The organism is Saliniradius amylolyticus, assembly GCF_003143555.1.
GTDB classification, from domain to species: domain Bacteria; phylum Pseudomonadota; class Gammaproteobacteria; order Enterobacterales; family Alteromonadaceae; genus Saliniradius; species Saliniradius amylolyticus.
On sequence record NZ_CP029347.1, the window covers coordinates 2,260,518 to 2,283,576 of the forward strand.

Annotated in this window: 18 protein-coding genes and 3 tRNA genes; 7 read left to right on the forward strand and 14 right to left on the reverse strand. The window is 52.4% G+C overall.

Translation table 11 applies throughout. The annotated features are described in order from the left end of the window. Positions 1 to 109: 109 nt before the first annotated feature. The 7 genes from lon to HMF8227_RS10570 form a co-directional block, all read right to left on the reverse strand. On the reverse strand, positions 110 to 2,488 hold the full coding sequence (lon, locus tag HMF8227_RS10540; RefSeq protein ID WP_109340138.1) for an endopeptidase La: 2,379 nt from the start codon (positions 2,486 to 2,488) through the stop codon (positions 110 to 112). 121 nt (positions 2,489 to 2,609) lie between these two features. After that, positions 2,610 to 3,887, reverse strand: coding sequence for an ATP-dependent protease ATP-binding subunit ClpX (clpX, locus tag HMF8227_RS10545; protein WP_109340139.1), 1,278 nt, complete (start codon positions 3,885 to 3,887; stop codon positions 2,610 to 2,612). 64 nt (positions 3,888 to 3,951) lie between these two features. Beyond that, positions 3,952 to 4,581 (reverse strand): ATP-dependent Clp endopeptidase proteolytic subunit ClpP, encoded by a 630-nt coding sequence (gene clpP, locus HMF8227_RS10550; protein WP_109340140.1) that lies wholly within the window; start codon positions 4,579 to 4,581, stop codon positions 3,952 to 3,954. Positions 4,582 to 4,671: 90 nt separating this feature from the next. Continuing rightward, entirely contained in the window at positions 4,672 to 5,970 is a 1,299-nt protein-coding gene (tig, locus tag HMF8227_RS10555) for a trigger factor (protein WP_109340141.1), read from the reverse strand. Between the two features lie 214 nt (positions 5,971 to 6,184). Further along, positions 6,185 to 6,260 (reverse strand) — tRNA-His (locus tag HMF8227_RS10560). A gap of 31 nt (positions 6,261 to 6,291) precedes the next feature. Next, positions 6,292 to 6,368: transfer RNA gene (locus HMF8227_RS10565), tRNA-Arg, on the reverse strand. Between the two features lie 34 nt (positions 6,369 to 6,402). Then, positions 6,403 to 6,479: transfer RNA gene (locus HMF8227_RS10570), tRNA-Pro, on the reverse strand. A gap of 281 nt (positions 6,480 to 6,760) precedes the next feature. On the opposite strand from HMF8227_RS10570, the gene folD reads away from it, so the two are divergent. Further along, positions 6,761 to 7,627, forward strand: a complete 867-nt coding sequence (folD, locus tag HMF8227_RS10575) for a bifunctional methylenetetrahydrofolate dehydrogenase/methenyltetrahydrofolate cyclohydrolase FolD (protein ID WP_109340142.1) — start codon at positions 6,761 to 6,763, stop codon at positions 7,625 to 7,627. Then, positions 7,624 to 8,178 (forward strand): DUF1415 domain-containing protein, encoded by a 555-nt coding sequence (locus tag HMF8227_RS10580; RefSeq protein WP_109340143.1) that lies wholly within the window; start codon positions 7,624 to 7,626, stop codon positions 8,176 to 8,178. The genes folD and HMF8227_RS10580 overlap by 4 nt, the downstream gene beginning before the upstream one ends. Positions 8,179 to 8,182: 4 nt before the next feature. Here the strand turns inward: HMF8227_RS10580 and HMF8227_RS10585 are convergent, their stop codons facing one another. From HMF8227_RS10585 to HMF8227_RS10600, 4 genes are read right to left on the reverse strand one after another with little or no spacing between them, the layout of a single operon-like run. Continuing rightward, entirely contained in the window at positions 8,183 to 9,205 is a 1,023-nt protein-coding gene (locus tag HMF8227_RS10585; RefSeq protein WP_162558575.1) for a DUF4340 domain-containing protein, read from the reverse strand. Continuing rightward, positions 9,202 to 11,034: a GldG family protein gene (locus HMF8227_RS10590; protein WP_109340145.1), complete on the reverse strand. Its 1,833-nt coding sequence runs from the start codon at positions 11,032 to 11,034 to the stop codon at positions 9,202 to 9,204. Before HMF8227_RS10590 ends, HMF8227_RS10585 begins: the two co-directional genes overlap by 4 nt. A 5-nt stretch (positions 11,035 to 11,039) precedes the next feature. Beyond that, positions 11,040 to 11,774: an ABC transporter permease subunit gene (locus HMF8227_RS10595; protein WP_109340146.1), complete on the reverse strand. Its 735-nt coding sequence runs from the start codon at positions 11,772 to 11,774 to the stop codon at positions 11,040 to 11,042. Beyond that, a complete protein-coding gene (locus HMF8227_RS10600) occupies positions 11,774 to 12,697 on the reverse strand; it encodes an ABC transporter ATP-binding protein (protein ID WP_109340147.1) in 924 nt (307 codons plus the stop codon). The genes HMF8227_RS10595 and HMF8227_RS10600 overlap by 1 nt, the downstream gene beginning before the upstream one ends. Positions 12,698 to 12,896: 199 nt before the next feature. Here HMF8227_RS10600 and tsaA point away from each other — a divergent pair, with 199 nt between their 5' ends. From tsaA to HMF8227_RS10620, 4 genes are all read left to right on the forward strand, one after another. Further along, entirely contained in the window at positions 12,897 to 13,622 is a 726-nt protein-coding gene (gene tsaA, locus HMF8227_RS10605) for a tRNA (N6-threonylcarbamoyladenosine(37)-N6)-methyltransferase TrmO (RefSeq protein WP_239421285.1), read from the forward strand. Positions 13,623 to 13,766: 144 nt separating this feature from the next. Next, positions 13,767 to 15,476 carry a proline--tRNA ligase gene (locus HMF8227_RS10610; RefSeq protein ID WP_109341085.1) on the forward strand — a complete coding sequence of 570 codons (1,710 nt, stop codon included), beginning with the start codon at positions 13,767 to 13,769 and terminating at the stop codon, positions 15,474 to 15,476. Between the two features lie 205 nt (positions 15,477 to 15,681). Beyond that, entirely contained in the window at positions 15,682 to 16,536 is an 855-nt protein-coding gene (locus HMF8227_RS10615) for an MBL fold metallo-hydrolase (protein ID WP_109340148.1), read from the forward strand. Beyond that, positions 16,533 to 17,657: a patatin-like phospholipase family protein gene (locus HMF8227_RS10620; protein ID WP_109340149.1), complete on the forward strand. Its 1,125-nt coding sequence runs from the start codon at positions 16,533 to 16,535 to the stop codon at positions 17,655 to 17,657. The genes HMF8227_RS10615 and HMF8227_RS10620 overlap by 4 nt, the downstream gene beginning before the upstream one ends. 21 nt (positions 17,658 to 17,678) lie before the next feature. Here HMF8227_RS10620 and HMF8227_RS10625 read toward each other — a convergent pair whose 3' ends face one another. Next, entirely contained in the window at positions 17,679 to 19,643 is a 1,965-nt protein-coding gene (locus tag HMF8227_RS10625) for a monovalent cation:proton antiporter family protein (RefSeq protein ID WP_109340150.1), read from the reverse strand. A 107-nt stretch (positions 19,644 to 19,750) separates the two neighbouring features. Between HMF8227_RS10625 and HMF8227_RS10630 the strand changes: the two genes are divergently transcribed. After that, on the forward strand, positions 19,751 to 20,617 hold the full coding sequence (locus tag HMF8227_RS10630; RefSeq protein ID WP_109340151.1) for a GGDEF domain-containing protein: 867 nt from the start codon (positions 19,751 to 19,753) through the stop codon (positions 20,615 to 20,617). Positions 20,618 to 20,644: 27 nt separating this feature from the next. Here the strand turns inward: HMF8227_RS10630 and tilS are convergent, their stop codons facing one another. Further along, complete coding sequence (tilS, locus tag HMF8227_RS10635) at positions 20,645 to 21,988, reverse strand: tRNA lysidine(34) synthetase TilS (RefSeq protein WP_109340152.1); 1,344 nt, start codon at positions 21,986 to 21,988, stop codon at positions 20,645 to 20,647. Between the two features lie 90 nt (positions 21,989 to 22,078). Beyond that, a complete protein-coding gene (gene accA / locus HMF8227_RS10640) occupies positions 22,079 to 23,035 on the reverse strand; it encodes an acetyl-CoA carboxylase carboxyl transferase subunit alpha (protein ID WP_109340153.1) in 957 nt (318 codons plus the stop codon). Positions 23,036 to 23,059: the final 24 nt, after the last annotated feature.

The following is a 23,059-nucleotide window of genomic DNA, read 5'->3' on the forward strand; positions in this document are numbered from 1 at the left end:
TCACCCCTTATATGGCAAGGGATAGCGAGGAGTTGAACCAAGCCTACCACATTTGGGGCATGTGAAAAGCCCCAAAAACAAAAAATCCCGCAAAAATACTCTCTGAGGGCTATTTTTTTGCCTCAAGAGCCTTGCCATCAGTATCTACAGGCTCAAAACCGGCCGGATTATGCTCAAGAGCCAACTCCAATACCTCGTCTATCCATTGCACCGGATGAATATCCAAATCCTGTTTGACGTTATCCGGGATCTCCTCCAGATCCCGTTCATTATCCTTAGGTATGACGACGGTCTTGATGCCGCCCCGGTGTGCCGCCAGCAACTTTTCTTTTAAACCGCCGATGGTAAGCACCTCACCGCGCAGGGTAATCTCACCGGTCATCGCCACATCGGCTCGCACCGGGTTGCCGGTCAGAGTCGATACCAGCGCCGTGCACATAGCAATACCAGCACTAGGGCCGTCTTTCGGGGTGGCGCCTTCAGGCACATGCACGTGGATATCACGCTTCTCATAGAAGTCGTTGTTAATCCCCAGCATCTTGGCCCGGTTACGCACTACCGTCATGGCAGTGTGAATGGACTCCTGCATCACATCGCCCAAAGAGCCGGTAAAGGTGGTTTTGCCCTTACCTGGCACGGAAGCGGTTTCGATTGTCAGTAAGTCACCACCGACCTGAGTCCACGCCAGACCGGTCACCTGACCGATACGATTGTCCTTATCTGCCTTACCGTAGTCATAACGGCGCACGCCCAGATAATCATTGAGGTTATCCTGAGTCACCTCCACCTTCTTCAGCGTCTTATCCAGCAGGATATTTTTCACCGCCTTACGACAAACCTTGGAAATCTCCCGCTCCAGGTTGCGCACTCCGGCCTCTCGGGTGTAGTAACGAATAATGCCGATGATGGCGGATTCGTCGATCACCAGCTCACCTTTCTTCAGGCCATTACGCTTCATCTGCTTCTCAATCAGATGACGCTGGGCAATATTGAGCTTTTCGTCCTCGGTATAACCGGAAAGGCGGATCACCTCCATCCGATCCAATAACGGACCCGGGATCTCCATGCTGTTAGAAGTGGCCACAAACATGACATCGGACAGGTCATAATCCACTTCCAGATAGTGATCACTGAAGGTACTGTTTTGCTCTGGGTCTAACACTTCCAGCAATGCCGAAGCCGGATCGCCGCGCATATCCGCCGACATCTTGTCGATTTCATCCAGCAAGAACAGCGGGTTCTTCACTCCCACCTTGGCCATCTTCTGAATCAACTTACCAGGCAGTGACCCGATATAAGTACGCCTGTGGCCACGAATCTCCGCTTCATCACGCACGCCACCTAAGGCCATACGAATGTATTTACGCCCGGTGGCCTTGGCAATAGACTGACCCAACGAGGTTTTACCCACCCCCGGCGGTCCTACCAGGCATAGGATAGGGCCTTTCAGCTTACGTACCCGCTGCTGCACCGCCAGGTACTCAATAATGCGTTCTTTGACGCGCTCCAGACCATAGTGGTCGGCGTCCAGTACCTGCTCAGCGCGGGCCAGATCTTTCTTCACCTTGCTGCGTTTATTCCAGGGCACCGACACCAACCAGTCGATATAACTACGTACCACCGTCGCTTCGGCAGACATGGGTGACATCATCTTAAGCTTTTGCAGTTCGGCCGTGGCTTTTTCCTTCGCCTCTTCAGGCATCTTGGCTTCGTCGATCTTATTGGCAAGAGCTTCAAATTCGTCCGGCGCATCATCCATTTCACCCAGTTCTTTCTGGATCGCCTTCATCTGTTCGTTGAGATAATACTCACGCTGGCTCTTTTCCATCTGCTTTTTGACCCGGCTGCGGATCTTCTTTTCCACCTGCAGCAAATCAATTTCGCTTTCCATCAGCGCCATCAGATACTCGAGACGCTCATTAATCCTGTCCATTTCCAGAACTTTTTGCTTCTCTTCCAGCTTCAGTGGCATATGCGCCGCCATAGTGTCAGCAAGGCGAGCGGCATCCTCGATACCGTTTAAGGATGTGAGCACTTCTGGGGGAATCTTCTTGTTAAGTTTGACATAGCCCTCGAACTGCGACACTGCGGAGCGAATCAACACTTCCTGTTCTGCCTCAGACAAAGGCTCATCAGCCTTCTGGTTCACTTCGGCAACAAAATAATCCTCAGACTGCAGGTAGGTCTGTACTTCACCGCGCACACTGCCCTCGACCAAGACCTTAACGGTGCCGTCCGGCAGCTTCAGCATCTGCAAAATACTGGCGATGGTACCAACGGTGTATATATCATCGCTCTGTGGGTCGTCCGTGTTGGCGTCTTTCTGGGCCGCCAGAAAGATCTGTTTATCGTCGTTCATGGCCGCCTCCAGGCTCTGAATCGACTTTTCACGGCCAACAAACAAAGGGATCACCATATGGGGATAAACCACCACATCCCGCAAGGCTAAAACGGGCAATTCAACGGGATCGACTCGCTCTGTTGTCATAATTCGTTCTCTGATTGTGCAAATTGAGAGTTATATGGGGATGGGAGGCCGTAAGTTCAATCGGGTGCCGGCCTCTCGTTGTCCACCCGTACAAAAAAGGCCCGACAAGCGGGCCTTAGCATTATTCAGAAGCGGCTTTCTTATCGCCGGCATTATCATAAATCCGGATGGGCTTGGACTCGCCTTTGACCACGGACTCGTCGATGACCACCTTACTGACTTCCTCTTCTGAGGGCAGGTCATACATGGTTTCTAACAAGATCCCCTCCACAATGGAGCGCAAGCCCCGTGCGCCTGTCTTACGCTCCATTGCTTTACGAGCAATCGCGTGCAAGGCATCGTCGCGGAACTCCAGCTCTACGTCTTCAATGGCGAAAAGGGCACCATACTGTTTGGTCAGTGCGTTTTTAGGTTCCCGCAAAATCTGAACCAGCGCTTCCTCGTCCAGCTCTTCTAATGAGGTAACCACCGGCAAGCGACCAATAAACTCAGGGATCAGACCATATTTGATCAAATCCTCAGGCTCTACCTTACGGAATAACTCGCTGGCGGTCTCGCGGTTATCAGTGCTGCGTACCTCGGCGCCAAATCCGATACTGGTGCCGGTAAGTGCTCGCTGCTCGATCACTTTATCCAACCCAGCGAACGCGCCGCCGCAGATAAACAGAATTTTCGAGGTATCCACTTGCAGGAATTCCTGCTGTGGATGCTTGCGCCCGCCTTGCGGCGGAACCGAGGCCACTGTACCTTCGATAAGTTTCAACAGCGCTTGCTGCACACCTTCGCCGGAAACGTCGCGAGTGATCGACGGATTCTCAGACTTACGAGATACTTTGTCGATCTCATCAATGTAGACAATGCCGCGCTCGGCTTTTTCCACATCGTAATCGCACTTTTGCAGTAGCTTCTGGATGATGTTTTCCACGTCTTCCCCCACATAACCGGCTTCGGTTAGTGTGGTTGCATCTGCCATGGTGAATGGCACATCCAAGAAACGCGCCAACGTCTCGGCCAATAGTGTCTTACCACTACCGGTGGGGCCTATCAGCAAGATATTACTCTTACCCAGTTCCACACCTTCATGCACATCGCCGTTACGCAAACGCTTGTAGTGGTTGTAGACGGCCACTGACAGAACTTTCTTGGCATGCTCCTGACCGATGACATAGCCATCCAGGTGAGCATGAATTTCGCTTGGCTTCGGCAAGGCCTCTTTAGCCTGCTTGGGCGCGATTTCTTTGATCTCTTCACGAATGATGTCGTTGCACAGATCCACACATTCATCACAGATGAATACGGAGGGGCCGGCTATCAATTTACGTACTTCATGCTGACTCTTGCCGCAGAAAGAGCAATACAGCAGCTTGTTGTCGCCTTCTCCGCCTTGCTTGTCACTCATCGCTTACCTCTAAATGATCTGCTAATACTAACAATTTAGCCCATTGATACGGGTTTGTTAGTTATTACTCGCCCTTTAAGGCTTGTTCCCGGTTCGCCAGTACCTGATCCACCAATCCATAGTTTTTGGCGTCATCGGCACTCATAAAACGATCCCTATCTGTATCTTCGGCTACGGTGTCATAATCTTGACCCGTATGTTCAGACAACAATCGATTCAGTTTTTCTTTGATAGACAGGATTTCTTTGGCGTGAATTTCAATATCCGACGCCTGTCCCTGATACCCGCCCAGCGGCTGATGGATCATCACCCGGGAGTTGGGCAGGCAATAGCGCTTCCCCTTAGTCCCGGCCGACAGCAGGAAAGCTCCCATACTGGCGGCTTGTCCCACACATACGGTACTCACATCCGGCTTGATAAAGTTCATGGTGTCGTAAATCGACATACCGGCAGTCACCGAGCCCCCCGGCGAGTTGATGTATAAGAAGATGTCTTTATCGGGGTTCTCCGACTCCAGATACAACATCTGAGCTACGATCAGGTTGGCCATATGGTCTTCAACCTGTCCCACCATAAAGATAACCCGCTCTTTCAGCAGGCGTGAATAGATATCGTAAGAACGCTCACCTTTTGAGGTCTGCTCCACCACCATGGGGACCAGCGCATTCATAGGGTCAAAAGACTCGTTATGCATAGATTCTCTTCTATCAAATAAAAAAATGCCCGGTAATTACCGAGCATTTAATCAGTAGGCAAGTATTGAAGTCAATCCAAGGCTGGGAAATTAACCCTGCTTGTTCATGATTTCGTCAAAAGACTTCTCGACGTCTTTTACTTTGGCATTATCTAGCAACCATTCAACGGCCTGCTCTTCCAGAGCCACATTCTGCATCTGTTGCATCATTTCCTGGTTGTTCTTGTAATACTCGATCACTTCCTGAGGATCTTCGTAAGCCGACGCCGTGGTCTCTATCAACTCATCCACTTTGGCTTCGTCCACCTTAAGCTCGTTCTGCTTGATCACTTCGCCTAACAGCAGACCAACAGAAACACGCTTGCGGGCGTTTTCTTCGAACAGCTCTTTGGGCAGCTCAGGCATATTCGCGCCTTGCTGACCGCCGAAACGCTGCATCGCTTGTTTACGCAGTGCGTCGATCTCTTGGTCTACCAGGGCCTCAGGCAGGTCAATCTCGTTATTTTCAACCAAGCCGTTGATAGCTTGCTCTTTCACTTGATTCTTCAGAGCCTGGTCCAGCTCACGCTGCATGTTTTTGCGAACTTCGTCACGCAATGCGTCAACACCGCCATCTTCTACGCCGAACAGCTTGGCAAACTCATCGTTCACTTCTGGCAGTTCCTGCTGCTCCACCTTTTTCACGGTAACCGCGAACTTGGCATTCTTCCCTTTCAGCGCTTCGGCATGGTAGTCCTCAGGGAAAGTCACATTGGCTTCCACTTCTTCCCCTGCTTTGGCACCAACGATGGCATCTTCGAAACCGGGAATCATACGGCCCTGACCCATCTCCAACTGGAAATCTTCGGCTTTACCGCCTTCAAACTCTTCACCGTCAATGGTGCCAACAAAGTCGATGGTCACGCGGTCGTCTTTCTTAGACTTGCGCTTTACTTCCTTCCAGCTGGCGTGCTGCTTGCGAAGGGTATCCATCATGTTATCCAGGTCTTCGTCTTTGATATCAACCTGAGGCTTCTCGACTTCGATCTTATCTAAGTCTTTCAGCTCCACTTCCGGATAAACCTCAAAAGACGCTACGAACTCCAGGTCCTGGCCATCTTCGTCTTTAGTCGCTTCGAACTTTGGCATGCCGGCAGGACTCAGTTTCTCCTGCATGATGGCTTCGTAGAAATTACGCTGCATCACATCGCCAGCCACTTCCTGACGAACCGCCTGACCAAAGCGCTTTTTAATCACGCTAACCGGAACCTTGCCGGGGCGGAAGCCATTGATACGCTGAGTTTTCGCCAATTGTTGTAAACGGGATTTCACTGCGGCGTCCACAGACTCAGCCGGAACAGTGATGGTAAGACGGCGTTCTAAACCCTCAGTCTCTACAGAAACTTGCATTCTCATACCTCAACTTTGCGCATAACGCATTGATTTACTGCCACCTTTAATCCCATTGCCGTAAGCGCGTGTCACGGGCGGATGTGGCCTGCTTAAAAAAAGACGCAGCATTATAGCGGCAGCGGAAACTCAATTCCAGAGAAGGCAGGATAAAAATGTAAAATTAACGAGTGAAACAAGCGCAGTAGAAGGAATAAAAACGGAATCGAAGGAATGGGGTGGACGATGGGACTTGAACCCACGACAACCGGAATCACAATCCGGGGCTCTACCAACTGAGCTACGCCCACCATAGGTGATGCTGTTGCACTGCCGATTCGCTGGCGCGCCCGGCAGGATTCGAACCTGCGACCCACGGCTTAGAAGGCCGTTGCTCTATCCAGCTGAGCTACGGGCGCCCGGTCGAATCAGTGTAAACAGGCATTGAAAAAATGGTCGGTGAGACAGGATTTGAACCTGCGACCCCTTGTACCCAAAACAAGTGCGCTACCAAGCTGCGCTACTCACCGACATATTTTTCGGTAACGACCCTCGCCGTTACGGGGTGCGAATATTACTGACTTGGGTATAGAGCGTCAAACACTTTTTTACTTTAGCCGCTCGAGTGGTCAAATTTAACTCAAGACGTCTAAAAATCCAGCCAACCCAACACAAAACGGCACAATTCACTCGTCTTTGCGGTTTAAAATGATCTTGCCGAGTTTAATAACGTGAATGTCAATTGCCCGTCATCACAGCTTCATGTGACAATACCCCTTTGTTAATTGATGCCTAACGGATATCCATTCTCATGCCTGCACAGATTATTGACGGAAAACAGATTGCCAAACAATTGCGCCAGAATGTGGCCACCCATGTCTCTTCAATTACTCAGTCTGGTCGCCGCGCGCCAGGCCTGGCAGTAATACTGGTAGGGGCCGACCCCGCGTCTCAGGTGTACGTCGGCAGTAAACGCAAGGCTTGTGAAGAAGTCGGCTTTACCTCCAAGGCCTATGATTTGCCAGCCACCACCTCTCAGCAGGAATTAGAGGCGTTAGTGGATAAACTGAATCAAGACAACAGCATCGATGGCATACTCGTGCAATTACCCTTACCCGCAGGACTGAATGCCGAGCGAGTATTGGAGCGCATTCACCCTACCAAGGATGTGGATGGCTTTCATCCTTACAATATTGGCCGGTTGGCCCAGCGTATTCCGGCGCTCAGACCTTGCACCCCTAAAGGCATCATGACACTGATCGAGTCCACTAAGCGCCCAATTAAGGGCATGGATGCAGTGGTCGTGGGCGCGTCCAACATCGTCGGACGCCCAATGTCGTTAGAGTTATTGCTCGCAGGCTGCACCACCACGGTCTGTCACAAGTTTACCCAGGACCTGAAATCCCATGTTCAGCGGGCTGACCTGCTGGTAGTCGCTGTTGGCAAACCGGGCTTTATACCCGGTGAATGGATCAAGCCCAACGCCATAGTGGTTGATGTGGGCATTAACCGCCTGGATGACGGTTCTCTGGCCGGGGACGTTGAGTTTGAACCAGCAGCCGAACGAGCGGGCTGGATTACCCCTGTCCCCGGTGGTGTCGGCCCTATGACGGTCGCCAGCCTGATCGAAAATACCCTGGAGTCCTACGTAAAATTCCATTCAGGCTCTAATCAGTGACCGATAACGACGCGATCGGTGCCGTTAAGCACTGGGTCGAACAAGTGGTCGTGGGGCAGAACTTCTGCCCCTTTGCCCGCCCAGAGGTCCAAAAGCAACGGATTTGCTATACGCTCTCCAGCACCTGCAGCACAACCTCTGCCATCGATAGTTTATTAGACGAATGTGAACGTCTGGATAGCCACGCTGACACCAGCACTACCTTACTTATCTTTGATGTCGGCTTTGCGGATTTCGATGATTTTCTGCATTTGATTAATGAAGGCGAACAAGCACTTATCAGGGCTGGATATGAGGGCACCTATCAGTTGGCCCATTTCCACCCCCAATACTGCTTCGATGGTCTGGAAGAACAGGATGCGGCAAACTACACCAACCGTGCGCCTTATCCGGTGTTACATATACTCAGAGAAGCTCAGCTCAGTGAAGCGCTGGCGAATTACAACCAGCCCGACAACATTCCCAAGCGCAACATAAAAAAAGCCCGCCAGTTACAGGCGAGCTTCTTCGAAAAGTGCCTGGCCGACTGTCATCGTCAGGCTAAATGTTAAGCCTTTAGCCCGGAGCCTCGCCCTCCTCCATTGGCGTTGATGGCTCATCCTCGGGGGCGTCTTGCTTAGGTAGCGGCTTTAAGAAGTCCTCTTTCAGCTTGTTCAGTTGCCGCGCAGTAAAGCCGGATATGGCATAAACCCGGTCCTGCCAGACACCGTCTAGCTGTTCAGACTCAAGCTGCAAAAAATACTGCTCCTGGCTCTGAAATAACTTCAGCGTCAGGCTGGTGTCGTCAAACAAGCTCACATTGAGAGTTGTCTGCAGTTCCCCGAGAGTTCTGTCAAAAGAGGCCTGCGTCCACTGCTGCTCGAAATTAAGCTGGGTCAGGTTCTGAGGCAGACTGTTTAATACCGAGGCATATTTCAACTCCCGTCCCTCTGGCAATTCTGTTAGCAAGAATTCCCCTTGCTCAGGATTGGCCTTATAGATCTTCCAACCACTATCGCCGGGCCGCTCAACGGCACGGACCTGCTGTACGTTCAGAGACAGAATCGGTTGTTGCAGCCACTCCTGGGCCATCGCTGGTAGCTCAATGGCCCGATCAACAAGCCAACTTTGGGACTGCCCGACCAGGCGCACATATTGCCCATACCCCGAGGCAGGCTGATTGCCCACCAGCAATTGCCACTGTTGCTCGCCTGCGCTTAAGGTCAGGCGCCTTGCCATGCTGTCCTGTTGCTCAATAGACTTCAGCCCCAGCCGGTGATAAGCCGACTCGCGGCGTGTCTTGGCTTGCACCTGAGTGGCCTGTATCAGTTGTGTCAGTAATTCAGAAAGCTTGCCGGCATTTGCCGGATAGTCACCGTGGCTGGTCATCAGCCACTGTTGTCCCTGACGCTTTACCCGAATACTGTCTCCCTGAGCCCGCTCCAACGTAATCGACTGCACCTTATCGGCATGCTGCTTCAAGCCAGGTAGCAATAATTCTCCGGACTGAGACTGCGTTGATGAACCACTATCCAGAGACAGGCCAATCACCGCCGCAAAAGCCGCGATCAGGGCCAGAATCACAATATGGCGATTCATGACAACACCTCCTTGGCGTTTCTTCGTGTCAGGCGCGCAACACCTGCCAGTATCAACACCAAGCATAAGGGCGCCAGTGCAATATTGATAAACTTAAGCCAACTGCCCAGCTGCTCAATGTCTTTGTCCAGCTTGTGGCGAACTTCCCTGAGTTGCTGACGTATCTCAATGCGCTGCTCGGTAAACTCATCCAGTGTCTGCTGTTGCTCTGGGTTAAGCACCAAAGCCCCTGTCTCGCTCTGCTGTCCCTGAAGTTGAGCCAGCTTCTGCTCGGTCTCCTGCAGTTGCTGTTGCAGACGCTGCTCCTGCTGCCTGAAAGTCTGCTCCGCTCGGGCCGTTAATTCTTCGACTACCGTAAAAGGTCGCGAATAGGTGCCGCGGCTGCGAATACTGATCAATGCATCGCTGCCGCCGAGATTTTCAACGGCGTTGACCAGCAGATCACCATTATTGGCAAAGGGCGTGACTATGCTCTGGCCGAAAAACTGACTCTTGCTGACCCAAAAGCGGTCGTTTAGCAGATCACTGTCGGCAACCAGAATCACATTCAGCGAGTCGGTTTCATCCAGCGGCCTGTCAACGTCCATCCCTTCGGGCGCCTTGTCGAACGCACTGTGCGCCTTGCCCGAAATACGCGCAGCCAGGGTTTTCACCTCGGAGTCAGGACTAAAAGCGCGTCCAAGCTTCACCACATCACGGGTGGTAGCGTACTCAGAGGCGGCCAGCAGCGACGCATTGTCGGTACTCAATAACAAAGGCTCCCATTGGGATTGGGCCTGCTCCAATTGTGTCAGTGCGCCAAAAGAGGCACCATTGACCAGCTCCAGGCTCTGGGTAATTACATCCTCATCACTGATCTCGGCCTCACCCAGCCCCAGATACCCTAAATGACGTTGTGAGCCTGTCGCAGTGCGGATTTCCAGTCCTGCGGTACCGTCCAACACCACCTCATCGCTCAGGCTGACACCCCAGCTTTGCAGTAAGGGGCCAAACTCCGATGGATTAGCGCCACCCATGGCAGCCATGGGGTCGGATTCATGGTGAGGATCCACAAATGCCAGCACCCGACCTCCGGCCAACGCATATTGGTCGATGCTAAACATCAAACTGTCGCTGAATCCCTGTGGGTGCAACACCACCAGTACATCGGTTTGCTCGGGGATGCTCTTGGCGTCAGCGCCGATCACCGTCAAATTATACAACTGTTGTAGTTGCTCGAACGCGGTCCAGGCTGGCTGGCGCTGCCCTGTCATGGGGTTTTGTCCGCCATTAATAGCCACATCGGTTAGCAGGGTCACCTGCACCGGCTCAGGGTCGCTCAGCTGATAGATCAGCTTAGTCAGCTGATACTCCAATAGCTCTTCCTGCTGGGGATCAAAAAATGGGATCTGAGCCTCATCATCCAGCGTATTGCGAGCGCCTAAACCGAAGTACACCGCCTCGCCCGCAGGACCGATGGAGGCCGCGGTCAGGCCGAAACGGCTGGCTCGATCTTCGGCTTCAGAAAACGGCTCAGGATCGATTTTATGAAGGATAAGCTTACCTTCTGAAGCCGACACATATTCCTTCAAGAGACTTTCCACTCGGTTGGCATAATTGCGCAGTCCGGTCATCCCCTCAGAGGCCGAATCGGAAAAGAAATAGTATAGATGCACCGGTTCTTCCAGCTGTTCCAGTATCTCTACACTGCCCTGAGATAAGGAGTACACCTGATTTTCGGTCAGATCCAAACGGGTCTCATCCAATATCTGATTGTTAACCATCACCAGTGTAATCAGCACCAGTAGCAACAACAGTCCAACCGCGTAGGCTTTTAGATTCTTTATCATCCCTATTACCCCGCTTTATTCTGCTCAATGGCAATAAAGCTGCCGTAGAGCCATACCAAGGTCACGATAACGAAGTAACCCACATCATTTAACGCAATGACTCCCTTTGCCATCGCCTCGAAGTGGGTCAGAAAGCTGAAAGACGCCAGGGTATCCAGCAAAATGGTGGGTAACCAGCCAGTAAAGGCATCCAGTACAATATTGCTGCCACTTAGCACGAATAAGAAGCACACAACAATCGCGAGGATAAAGGCCACGACCTGATTACGACTGAGTGCCGACATGCACAGACCAATGGCCAGAAAGGCACCGCTCATCAGCCAACTGCCCAGATAGGCAGCCAGGATCACACCATTATCCGGATTTCCCAGATAGTTGACTGTCAGCCACAAGGGGAATGTCAGCACCAATGCCAGTCCCAGCACCAGCCAGGCAGCAATAAATTTGGCCAGGACGGCCTGCCAGGTGGTGATAGGCAGGGTCATCAGCAGCTCAATGGTGCCGGACTTACGTTCTTCAGCCCAGGAGCGCATAGCAATGGCGGGCACGAGAAACAGGTACAGCCAGGGGTGAAAATTAAAAAACGGCATCAGATCCGCCTGCCCCCGCTCGTAGAAATTGCCGATATAGAACGTAAACACACCACTGAGCATCAAAAAAATCAAGATAAAGACATAGGCCACAGGCGTGGCAAAAAAGCTGGTTAACTCTCGTTTTACAATCGCTTGTAAATTATTCATCAGGCGGCCTCCCCGGCAGTCATCTGCCTAAATACATCATCCAACCGACCCTGCTCCTGATAGAGCAAATCCACCTTCAACTGATGGGCCTTGATGGCCTCGGTGACTCTGGGCATGAGTTCAATACCCGACTCGGCAAACAACGTGACGCGACCGGTGTGCTCATCGACCTCGGCATCTGCAACTCCATCTATAGATGTTAAGGGCTCAATGTTATTGGTATCGGCCAAATGCAGGGTGACGGCCTTATGATAACGCGACCGCTGCTGTAACTCGGCTGGGGTGGCATCGAACAACAGCTTGCCGTCAGCAATGATCATGGCTCGGTTACACACCGCGCTCACCTCTTCGAGAATATGGGTAGAGATGATGACAATCTTGTCTTTAGACAGGTCCTGAATTAACTGCCGGACCTGGTGCTTCTGGTTTGGGTCCAGTCCATCGGTAGGCTCATCCAGAATCAGGATATCGGGCTCATGCAGCAGCGCCTGTGCCAAACCGACGCGACGCTTAAAGCCCTTAGACAGAGTCTCGATAGTCTGAGTGAGAACCTCGTTCAGTTCCACTTTTTGTACCACGGCTTTGAGTCGCGCCTTTTTGTGCTCACCACTTAAACCGCGCACATTGGCAACAAAATCCAGAAACTGAATCACGGTCATATCCCCGTAGGCAGGCGCCCCTTCTGGCAGATAGCCGATATGTTTGAGAATTTGCTGCCGGGACTCAGCCAGATCATGTTCCAAAATCCGCACTTCACCGGACGTTGGTGCCAAGAAGCCAGTGAGCATTTTCATGGTGGTGGACTTGCCCGCCCCATTGGGTCCCAGAAAGCCCACCACATCTCCGGGCTGGATGGTAAAGGAGAGGTTATTGACGGCATTAACCTCACCAAACTGCTTACAAAGATTGGTTACCGAGATCATAAGCTTCCTTTGATGATCAATTAGATGCTCCAGTGATATAGGAACATCCGCAGTAAAATCAAGCAGTTTATAAAATAAAAAGCCCGCACGAAGGCGGGCAAACAGGGAATCATCTTGCAGTTGGGAACGACAAGAGTCACTAAGTTAACACTCAAGTGTGTAGTAATAATGACAAAAGCCAGTCAAAATGTTGCAAAAGATGACAACCAATACCGACGCTATCATGCAGATCGAGCCTATCGGCACCATTCAAACACCCTACGACGAAAAGTTTGCCGTGCCGCGGCAGCCAGGCCTTGCAGACACTCCTGCCACCATTCGTTTTTCCGGTGACTATAATCAAATGGACTGTTTCCGGGGCATTGAGCAGTTCAGTCACCTGTGGCTGATTTTTCAGTTTCACCAAGCCGTGGAACGGGGTTGGAAGCCTTTGGTGCGCCCTCCTCGTCTGGGTGGTAACGACAAACTGGGTGTTTTTGCGACACGCAGCAGCCATCGCCCAAATGGACTGGGAATGTCAGTGGTCGCATTACAGGCTCTGGAGTCGGTCGACGGTAAGCCAATGTTGAAGGTATGCGGCACTGATCTGGTCAATGGTACGCCGATCATTGATATCAAGCCCTATATCCCCTACGCGGATGCCATAGACAACGCCCATGGTGGTTTTGCCCACACCCCACCGGCAACCGAATTAGCGGTGAACTATACTCCAGAGGCGCAACAACAGCTGTCGCAACACTCCGAAGAATTCAGACGCTTAGTCCATCAGGTATTGGCTCAGGACCCCAGGCCGGCTTATCAAAAACAGGCGTCTTCTGCACGCATCTACGGAGTGTCTCTGCAAGGGATGAATGTGCGCTGGCAAGTGGTGGATGGACAGGTTTTAGTACTAGATTTAAACGACAGACGGGAGATTTCGTCATAAAAGGGCAAAAATAGCAGTTACAGAACTTTAGCCCCCCACAAGGTGCTGATAGAATGGCGCCAATTTTCAGTCAGGTGATGCCCAGGGCCTACATATCGATAACGGTCCTTAATGGCCTCCATAGCTTATGAGTTCATACTATCTATGCGCAGTAGTCACTATTTACTAGCTACCAAAAAAGAAACCCCGGCCGATGCCGAGGTCATCAGCCACCAGCTGATGCTCAGAGCCGGTATGATCCGGAAGCTGGCTTCAGGCTTGTATACCTGGCTTCCGACGGGCCTTAAGGTGCTGAATAAAGTCTCCGCCATCGTACGTGATGAGATGGAACGAGCTGGCGCCATAGAAGTGCTGATGCCAATGGTGCAGTCTGCCGACTTGTGGCAGGAGTCCGGCCGCTGGGAAGAATACGGCCCGGAGCTGTTACGAATCAAAGATCGCCATCAACGCGATTTCCTGCTTGGCCCGACTCACGAAGAAGTCATTACTAACCTGGTCAGCCGGGAAATCAGTAGCTATAAGCAGTTGCCCATTAACCTGTTCCAGGTGCAAACCAAGTTTCGCGACGAGGTGCGCCCGCGCTTTGGCGTGATGCGTGGCCGGGAATTCCTGATGAAAGACGCCTACTCTTTCCACCTCAGCGACGAGTGCCTGAACAAGACCTATGAGCGTATGTTCCAGGCCTACTGTAATATCTTTGAGCGTATCGGCCTGGATTTCCGTCCGGTAATCGCCGATACCGGCAGCATTGGCGGTAGCGTGTCACATGAATTCCATGTGCTGGCCCAGTCTGGTGAAGACGCCATTGCCTTTAGCAACCAGTCTGACTACGCGGCCAACGTGGAGTTGGCCGAAGCGCTGGCTCCAAGCGCCGAACGCCCGGCACCGAGCGCCGAAATGAAACTGGTGGACACACCAGATGCTAAGACCATTGAGCAGTTAGTCGAGCAGTTCGGGTTACCCATAGAACAAACCATTAAGACCTTGATAGTCAAAGCATCTGAGGACATCGACGCCGGCTATGTAGCCCTAATAGTCCGCGGCGACCATCAGCTCAACGAAATTAAAGCCGAGAAACTGCCTGAGGTAGCCAGTCCCTTAGAATTTGCCACTGAGGAGCAGATTCGCGCTGAAATAGGCGCAGGACCAGGCTCCTTGGGGCCGGTTAATCTGAACCTGCCGGTGATCATTGACCACAGTGTCGCAGTGCTGGCCGACTTTGGCGCCGGAGCCAATCAGGACGGTCAACATTACTTTAATATCAACTGGGAGCGGGACCTGCCGCTGCCAAAGAGCGCTGACCTTCGCAATGTGGTTGCCGGTGATGCATCGCCGGATGGCAAGGGTGAACTGGAAATCAAGCGCGGCATTGAAGTGGGCCATATCTTCCAACTGGGGGATAAATATTCCAAGGCCATGAACTGTGGCGTACTGACCGAATCGGGTAAACATCAGACCCTGAATATGGGCTGTTACGGCATCGGTATTTCCCGCATCGTTGCCGCCACCATTGAACAAAATCATGACAAGTTCGGCATTATCTGGCCCGACGCTATTGCCCCCTTCCGTGTGGCATTGATCCCCATGAATATGCATAAGTCTCATCGCATCAAAGATGCCGCCGAAAGCCTGTATCGTCAGTTACGGGATGCCGGCGTGGATGTATTTTTCGATGATCGCAAGGAACGCCCCGGAGTGATGTTTGCCGATATGGAGCTATTGGGGATTCCCCATCAGATCGTTATCGGTGAGCGCAACCTGGATCAAAATCAGGTGGAGTACAAAAACCGTCAAAGTGGTGAGAAGCAGTCTCTGCCATTGGAGCAGGTGCTAGACTTTATTCACAAACTCTGACTTTTCAGCGGCCGCCAAACCTGGCGGCCGAATCACTTAGTCTTTCCAGGCAAGTCCTCCAGACACATCTCACGTGCCCGCTTGTTCAATAAGCTTGTGAGTCCTACCTCAAGCAAGATACACTGACTTGAGATAGGGCATATCCCAGAGCCATAAATTCATGGTATTCAGCTACACTAACCGTAGCGGAAGCGGTTGAGCGATTATGAAACTAACCTTTTACGGTGTGCGCGGCTCCATCCCGGCCCCCGGCAAAGACTTTATCGAATACGGCGGTAATACCGCCTGTGTTCATATTGAACTGAACGACGGCACTGACATCGTGCTGGACGCCGGCACGGGCATAAAGCGCCTGGGCACCCATCTGGTCAGTAAGGACAGTGATATTCACCTGCTACTCAGCCACAACCACTGGGATCATATCCAGGGCTTTCCGTTTTTTGCCCCTATTTTTCAGTCCGACCGGAAAATTTTTATTACCCCTGGCTGTACCGCGTTCCAACAACAAGACGATGCCGTGCTAAGACAGATGAATGGCAGCACCTTTCCGGTGGACCACCACAGCCTGCCGTCCGTGATTCAGATTCTGCCCCGGATTAACCGTGGCGAGAACAGACAGATAGGTTCAGCAACGGTTTCTACTCAAGCCATGAATCACCCTGGCAGTGGCAGCTCTTATCTTATTGAGGCTGATGGGAAGCGCTTGGCTTACATTACCGACAATGAACTTTATCCGCCCCACAACAAACACACCGACTTTTTACAATGGGTCGAATTTGCCAAAGACGCGGACATCATCATTCACGATGCCCAATACCTGCAAACCGACATGCCCACAAAATCGGGCTGGGGACATTCGGTCGCCGAAGAAACCGTCAAGCTCGCGATGGCCTGCAATGCGAAACGGTTAGCGTTATACAGCCATGATCACGATCGCACCGACCAGGATATTCGCGCCATTGAGCAACATTGCCACGACGTGGTTAAGCTTGGAGGAGCCGAATTAACCGTGTTTGCAGCCGCAGAAGGCATGACCATCGACCTCAACAGGCCTCAATGATCCAGCGTAACCAGTTTGCTCTGTTGCTCAGCGGCGGTGGTGCAAGGGCCGCCTATCAGGTGGGGGTGTTAAAAGCTATCACCGAGTTGTTGCCCCGCAACCACCCTATTCCTTTCCCGGTTATCTGCGGCACCTCAGCCGGTGCCATTAATGCGACGGCCATGGCCTGTTTTGCCTCCTGCTACCATTTGGGTGTGCGGAAACTGGAATGGGTCTGGAAAAACTTTCACACCGAGCAGGTCTACCAGAGCCATTTGCTGCCCGTATTCGGTCACCTCCTCGGCAACCAGTTACAAAACTGGCGCTCGGATCAGGTTCCCAGGCACCCTTCCAGCCTGCTTAATAACCAGCCATTACGGGAATTACTGCACCAGACTCTGGACTTTTCACGTATCGATCGCAACATCCTGCGCCGCCAACTCAGGGCTATCTGTGTCACCGCATCCAGCTATGCCCACAAAGAGTCCTTCAGCTTTTTTCAGGGAGCGTCTGATTTGGAGCCCTGGCATCGCGCTCAACGGCGTGGAGTAAAGGCCACTTTGTACACCGAACATCTGATGGCTTCGGCAGCCATTCCCTTGGTATTTCCCACCATCCGACTGCACGAAGACTACTTTGGGGATGGCTCTATCCATCAGCTCTCGCCTCTCAGTGCTCCTATTCACCTGGGCGCAGAGCGCATTCTGGTAGTCGGTGTTGAGCAACCCCAGTCGGCCCCTAATATCAAATCTGGTCACCCCAGTAGCGCCATGATAGCGGGCCACCTGCTGGATACCATTTTCGCCGATACGCTACACTCGGATTTGGAACGGTTGTACCGCATTAACCATACCCTGTCGCTGCTTAGTCACAAGGAACGTCAGCAGACTCAGCTAAAGCGAGTGGAATGCCTGGTGATTAACCCAACGGTAAACCTTAACGCCATTGCCAGTGACTACTATCAAAGTCTGCCGATGGGCATACGCGCACTGATGAAACTGCTGGGCATCAAGCCGGATAAAGAGTCCAGCTTGCTCAGCTACTTATTGTTTGAAGGGGCTTTCTGCCAGCAGCTCATTAACATTGGCTATCGGGACGGGGTAAACCGGCGCGATGAGATTCGCCAGTTTCTGGAGTTGTAGGCTGTGGCCAGCTGCGTAATGCTAATGACCTTCCAGCATATGCCGCTCGGCCCGCTCGACTCGACGTGGCTTGCCCGAGATCACCAACACATCATTAGCCAGCAGTCGCGTATCCGGGCCGGGTTCTGGTAGAGTCTGATTGTCACGCCTTAAGCCTTTCAGCTTCACCCGCAACCCCGGTAAATTGACTTCACCCAACGTTTTACCCACTGCCCAGGCATCGGCGCTTAAAATCACCGCATGCAAAAACTCCAGCTTACTCTGACTCTCGTAGTTGACCTCAGTCGTTTCCCCGGGGTAAAAGCCATGCAGGTGGTTATAGCGTCCCTTACGCTCTTCGCGCACCCGCTTAAGGATCCGGCGCATGGGAATACCGGATAAGTGCAACACCTGAGACACTAACATCAAGCTGCCTTCCAGAATTTCCGGGACCACCTGCGATGCCCCGGCTTGGTAGAGCTCCTCCATGCGATAGTCTTTACGGGTTCTCACCACCACGGGCAGCTGAGGATTGAGTTGTTGGAAGGTATTCAGTACCCGAAGGGCTCTGGCATGCTCGTCGAACGTAACAATTGCCATCTTGGCCTTATCGAAGCCCACTGCCGCGAGTACATCCTTGCTGCAACAGTCGCCATAGTATACCGGCTCCCCGGCGTTGCGGCTCTCTTGTACCCGCATGGGATCCACGTCGATAACCACATACGGAACCTCTTCCACACTGAGCATCCGGCTAACCGACTGTCCTACCCGGCCAAAGCCGAGGATCAGTACGTGGTCCTGATATTTGCCTTCGGCGTCCGGCAACAGGTCATCGTCCACTGGACCACTCTGCGTCAGGTTGAGTGCAAACCGGCGACTATTTTTTATCAAATAAGGTGTCATCAACATGCTGATCACTCCTACCGAAACAATAAAAGCGTTCAGTTCCTGAGAGAATAAACCCTGAGTGGTGGCCAGCGATGAAAGCACAAAACTGAATTCACCTAACTGACAGAGCTTAATGCCCGCCGCCCAGGCATCGGCCTTAGGTGCCTTAAAGATCCAGGCTGCAATACGAATTAACACCACTTTGGCTACCATGACACCCGCCACCGTTAGCAACACCCAGTGACCATTGTCTGCCAGAGGTGCCAGCGGCAATGCCATGCCAATAGTAATAAAAAAGAGTCCCATCAGGATGTCGCGAAACGGTCGGATGTCGGCTTCCAACTGATAGCGGTATTGGCTTTCACTGAGCATCATGCCCGCCAGAAAGGCCCCCAGCGCCATGGATAAACCGAATGAATAGGTCATCCCCGCAGCCAGTAGGGTCACTAATATCGCGGTTAACACAAACAGCTCGTCGGTACGAGTTCTCGCAACTTCACTGAACACTCTCGGTAGTAACCACTTACCGACAGCAAACAGAATAGCGATCACCAAAATTCCCTTAACAACCGCCATGGAGATAGCGATGGTTAAACTGTCTCCGCCGGAGCCGGCCAGTAGAGGGATGACAATTAACAGCGGCACCACGGCCAAATCCTGGAACAACAGAACACTGACCGACATTTGTGCCCGGTGGGTATTGAGGTCTCCCCCTTCACTCAATTGCTTGATGACGATGGCCGTCGAGGAAAGAGCCACGACCGACCCTACTAGAATAGACTGAGTCAGCGGCAACCCAAATAACAACGCAATACCGGTAAAAAAGGCGGTTGTCAGCAGCATCTGACCGGCACCAACCCCAAACACCAGGTTGCGCATGGCCAACATCTTCGGCAAAGAAAATTCCAGCCCCAAGGTGAACAGCAGAAACACAATACCAAGCTCGGCGATAAGATGGATGCGCTCCACATCCTCAAACAAACTGAGTACTTCAGGGCCCGCAATTATACCGGTGACCAGGTAAGCCAGAATGGGCGGGAGCTGAACCCGACGAAAAGACCAGACCGCTAACACCGCCACCGTCATTAACAGTAGGATATTGACAACATTTTGTTCCATGTTACCCCTGTTATCCGAGTGAGACCAATTTAGGCACGCTTATTGCTTTATTCCAAGTAAATCATAAGTAGTCAGTCAAAAAGTCAGTTTTCTGACGGGGGGATCACTTGGAACAACTCATCCCAGCTAACGATAACACAGTTGCACAGGGCTTTTTTACTTTCAGTACTAATCGGGAAGTCCTTACAGACAGCCACCGTCTAGCTCTGCTGCAAACACTGCTTGCGGCCACCGATACTCAGAGCCTGATCAACGATTTTTTTCAAGAGCTTCAATGTTGGCTGGCCATCGAGTCCGTCGAACTTATCAGTGCCGAGAGCTCCGTTCGCTCTGGGCGGCCACGTCCGTCACTGCGCTATCTGGACTTCCCATGTGAGGAGTCGACTCAAAGTGAGTGCAGCCTTCGTTACGGCGTTCTTGAACCTCTGTCAGTCTGGCAACGCAGCTTGCTGGGTGTGCTGCATGAGACGGTGAGATTGCCTTTGCAGCATATGCTGCAACAGGAGCGGCTTAAGCATTTGGCCAGGCGTGACCACCTCACCGGCTTAGGCAACCGGGCTCATTTCGATGACAGCATTAACACCTTTATGCACAGGGCTGAACGCGATGGGAAGGCGTTTGGCTTATTAGTACTAGACCTGGATAAATTTAAACAAATCAATGATACCCATGGGCACTGCGAGGGGGATACGGTACTGGTTGCACTTGCCAGCGCGATTCGCGTCAGCTTACGGGGCACAGATCAGGCTTTCCGCCTCGGCGGCGATGAATTCTGTTGCCTGGTGGACGATGATAAGGCCGCAACTCTGGAATCGGTGGCAGAGCGGATTCGCCACAATATGCAGTCTCAGCCAATCCTCAGCAAGCACAAGCTTACCTGTAGCATCGGCTTTAGCCTGTTAAGCGACGATGACGATGCCAGGAGGCTACTGCACCGGGCCGACAAGGCTCTGTACCGAGAGAAACACCGTTAAACGACTTTGGCGGCAAGCCTCTGCCGCTTAAGACAGTTCCTTGCCGCCTTGACGGACAACAACCGGCAAGGTGGCCTGGCCCGGCTCAATATCAGCCTGCTTCACCCATCCCCGTCCCCAGAGCGCCAGGATACGGCCATTTTTGCGTAGCCATACACACTGAGAGCGCTCCCACGGCGGCAGCTGCCACAACTTAAACCATTGCTTTAGCGGCTTGCTACGGGGGCTGCCTTGAGGCTTAAAAGACTGATTTAAGGTACCTTGTCCAACTTCCGCGTATCGGTCCAGTACCACCTGAGCCACACCCGGCTCGTCCGTGTCGGTCGTGACCTGAATAAGCCGTCCATCGGGTAACCGAAAAGCCTCCGCTCCGTTCCAGGAATGAGCCCATGGTCGGGGTGGCTCAGTACGCGGACAACAATACAGGCGCTGCTGAAAACGCCGTAACTGATAATCCTGCCACGCCAGGCAAGGCATCCCATCGTCGGCAGCGCCAAGTAATTCACGTTCCAGACGTTGTAAAAGATGTCGGGGCGGCATAGGCACACTGAGCTTCTCCAACCAGCGACGGATAACCAGATTGCGCTTGGCCTCTGGTAATGTTCTGAGTGCCTGGGCATCAAGCTGCTCCGTCGCAAGTTGTAGCGACTTGAGCAGCTCATCGGCAAGATCATCCAGCAAGGCTTGCTGTTCGCCGCAGAGCTCGGCACTGCGCGCAACTGTGGCAGCCAACTGCGGCCAACGCTCCGTCATCAGTGGCAGAATTTCCTGACGCAAGAAATTGCGTTCGTAGGCTGGGTCACTATTGGATTCATCTTCCACCCAGGTCAGTCCGTGTTCATGGGCGTAGGCGAGAATTGCCGCCTGGCTGGAGCCTAATAATGGCCGGTGTAAAAACAATTCACCGCGTCTGCCGTGTTCAGGCATACCGGCCAGCCCTTTAGGGCCAGCGCCACGCTTGAGCTGCAGCAGCACCGTTTCCAATTGGTCATCCTGATGCTGGGCCAGTAACACATGGGTTTTTGCAGGCAGAAGTGCATCAAAAGCCTGGTAGCGAGCCGTTCGTGCTTCGGCTTCAAGGCTAGAGCGGGATTGATTGGATAACTCAACGCAACGATAATAAAATTCAAACTGCCACTGCTCTGCCCAATACTGACAATGAGCCAACCAGCTATCGGCATTAGGGCTTAAACCATGATGAATATGCACGGCCAGATAACGATGTTGAGGATAGTGCTTACGAGTCTGAGCCAGCAGGTGCAACAGCACCTGGGAGTCCACCCCACCACTATAACCCACAGCAAGGACCTGAGGTTCATTGCACTCAAGCACCTCTGTCATTCCGGCGATAAGTTCGTGATAGAGACTCATAATAGAAAGGCCGCAACGCGGCCCTCGCACCTTGATTGAATCATTTTCGCTCTCAACAGAGACGAAGATAAAAAATAATCAGGCTCTTAATTAGCAGTAGCCGAAGGACATCAGCCGGTCATAGCGTTGGGATTTAAGCTCGCTCTTGTCCAGCTTCTGCAACTGCGCTAACTGTTGTTTCAACACAGCCTTGAGGTTGCCAGCCATGGTTTCATAATCGCGATGGGCCCCACCTAAAGGCTCGTCGACGATAGCATTGATAAGGCCCAGCTCTTTGATTTGCCCGGCGCTGACACCCATGGCTTCTGCAGCCAGCGGCGCCTTATCGGCGCTTTTCCACAAGATAGAAGCGCAGCCTTCCGGCGAAATTACCGAGTAGGTGGAGTACTGCAACATGTTCACCCTGTCACCCACACCAATGGCCAGGGCACCACCGGACCCCCCCTCGCCGATGACGGTGCAGATCACCGGTACGTCCAGCTCGGCCATTTCTTTAAGATTACGGGCGATGGCTTCACTCTGACCACGTTCCTCGGCACCCACGCCCGGATAAGCGCCCGGCGTGTCGATAAAGGTCACAATAGGCAGGTTAAAACGCTCGGCCATCTGCATCAGACGCAAGGCTTTACGATACCCCTCAGGCTTCGGCATACCGAAGTTGCGCTTCACCTTTTCCTGGGTATCCCGTCCTTTTTGATGACCAATCACCATCACCGGCTGCTCATCCAGCTTCGCCAAACCGCCGACAATAGCTTTGTCATCGGCAAAGGCGCGGTCGCCTGCCAACTCATCAAACTCACTGAATAAACGGGGGATATAGTCCAGCGTATAGGGACGCAGGGGGTGACGAGCCAATTGTGATACCTGCCAGGCGCCCAGATCACTGAAGATCTTCTTGGTCAGCTCTGCGCTTTTCTCTTTCAGACGAGTAATTTCCTCTTCCAGACCGACATCAAATTCGCCGCCCTGATTGACCAACCTTAACTCTTCAATTTTTGCGTCCAGCTCAGCAATTGGCTGCTCGAAGGTCAGATAATTTAAACTCATTCCCATGCCTTAATAATGTTGGGC

Bases quoted from the DNA above. Each gene is read 5' to 3' on its own strand.
- HMF8227_RS10610 (WP_109341085.1), top strand. From the start codon at position 13,767: ATGCGCAGTAGTCACTATTTACTAGCTACCAAAAAAGAAACCCCGGCC.
- lon (WP_109340138.1), bottom strand. From the start codon at position 2,488: ATGACAACAGAGCGAGTCGATCCCGTTGAATTGCCCGTTTTAGCCTTG.
- clpP (WP_109340140.1), bottom strand. From the start codon at position 4,581: ATGCATAACGAGTCTTTTGACCCTATGAATGCGCTGGTCCCCATGGTG.
- HMF8227_RS10615 (WP_109340148.1), top strand. From the start codon at position 15,682: ATGAAACTAACCTTTTACGGTGTGCGCGGCTCCATCCCGGCCCCCGGC.
- clpX (WP_109340139.1), bottom strand. From the start codon at position 3,887: ATGAGTGACAAGCAAGGCGGAGAAGGCGACAACAAGCTGCTGTATTGC.
- accA (WP_109340153.1), bottom strand. From the start codon at position 23,035: ATGAGTTTAAATTATCTGACCTTCGAGCAGCCAATTGCTGAGCTGGAC.
- HMF8227_RS10600 (WP_109340147.1), bottom strand. From the start codon at position 12,697: ATGATCTCGGTAACCAATCTTTGTAAGCAGTTTGGTGAGGTTAATGCC.
- HMF8227_RS10590 (WP_109340145.1), bottom strand. From the start codon at position 11,034: ATGATAAAGAATCTAAAAGCCTACGCGGTTGGACTGTTGTTGCTACTG.
- HMF8227_RS10625 (WP_109340150.1), bottom strand. From the start codon at position 19,643: ATGGAACAAAATGTTGTCAATATCCTACTGTTAATGACGGTGGCGGTG.
- tsaA (WP_239421285.1), top strand. From the start codon at position 12,897: ATGACAACCAATACCGACGCTATCATGCAGATCGAGCCTATCGGCACC.
- HMF8227_RS10620 (WP_109340149.1), top strand. From the start codon at position 16,533: ATGATCCAGCGTAACCAGTTTGCTCTGTTGCTCAGCGGCGGTGGTGCA.
- tilS (WP_109340152.1), bottom strand. From the start codon at position 21,988: ATGAGTCTCTATCACGAACTTATCGCCGGAATGACAGAGGTGCTTGAG.
- folD (WP_109340142.1), top strand. From the start codon at position 6,761: ATGCCTGCACAGATTATTGACGGAAAACAGATTGCCAAACAATTGCGC.
- HMF8227_RS10595 (WP_109340146.1), bottom strand. From the start codon at position 11,774: ATGAATAATTTACAAGCGATTGTAAAACGAGAGTTAACCAGCTTTTTT.
- HMF8227_RS10585 (WP_162558575.1), bottom strand. From the start codon at position 9,205: ATGAATCGCCATATTGTGATTCTGGCCCTGATCGCGGCTTTTGCGGCG.
- tig (WP_109340141.1), bottom strand. From the start codon at position 5,970: ATGCAAGTTTCTGTAGAGACTGAGGGTTTAGAACGCCGTCTTACCATC.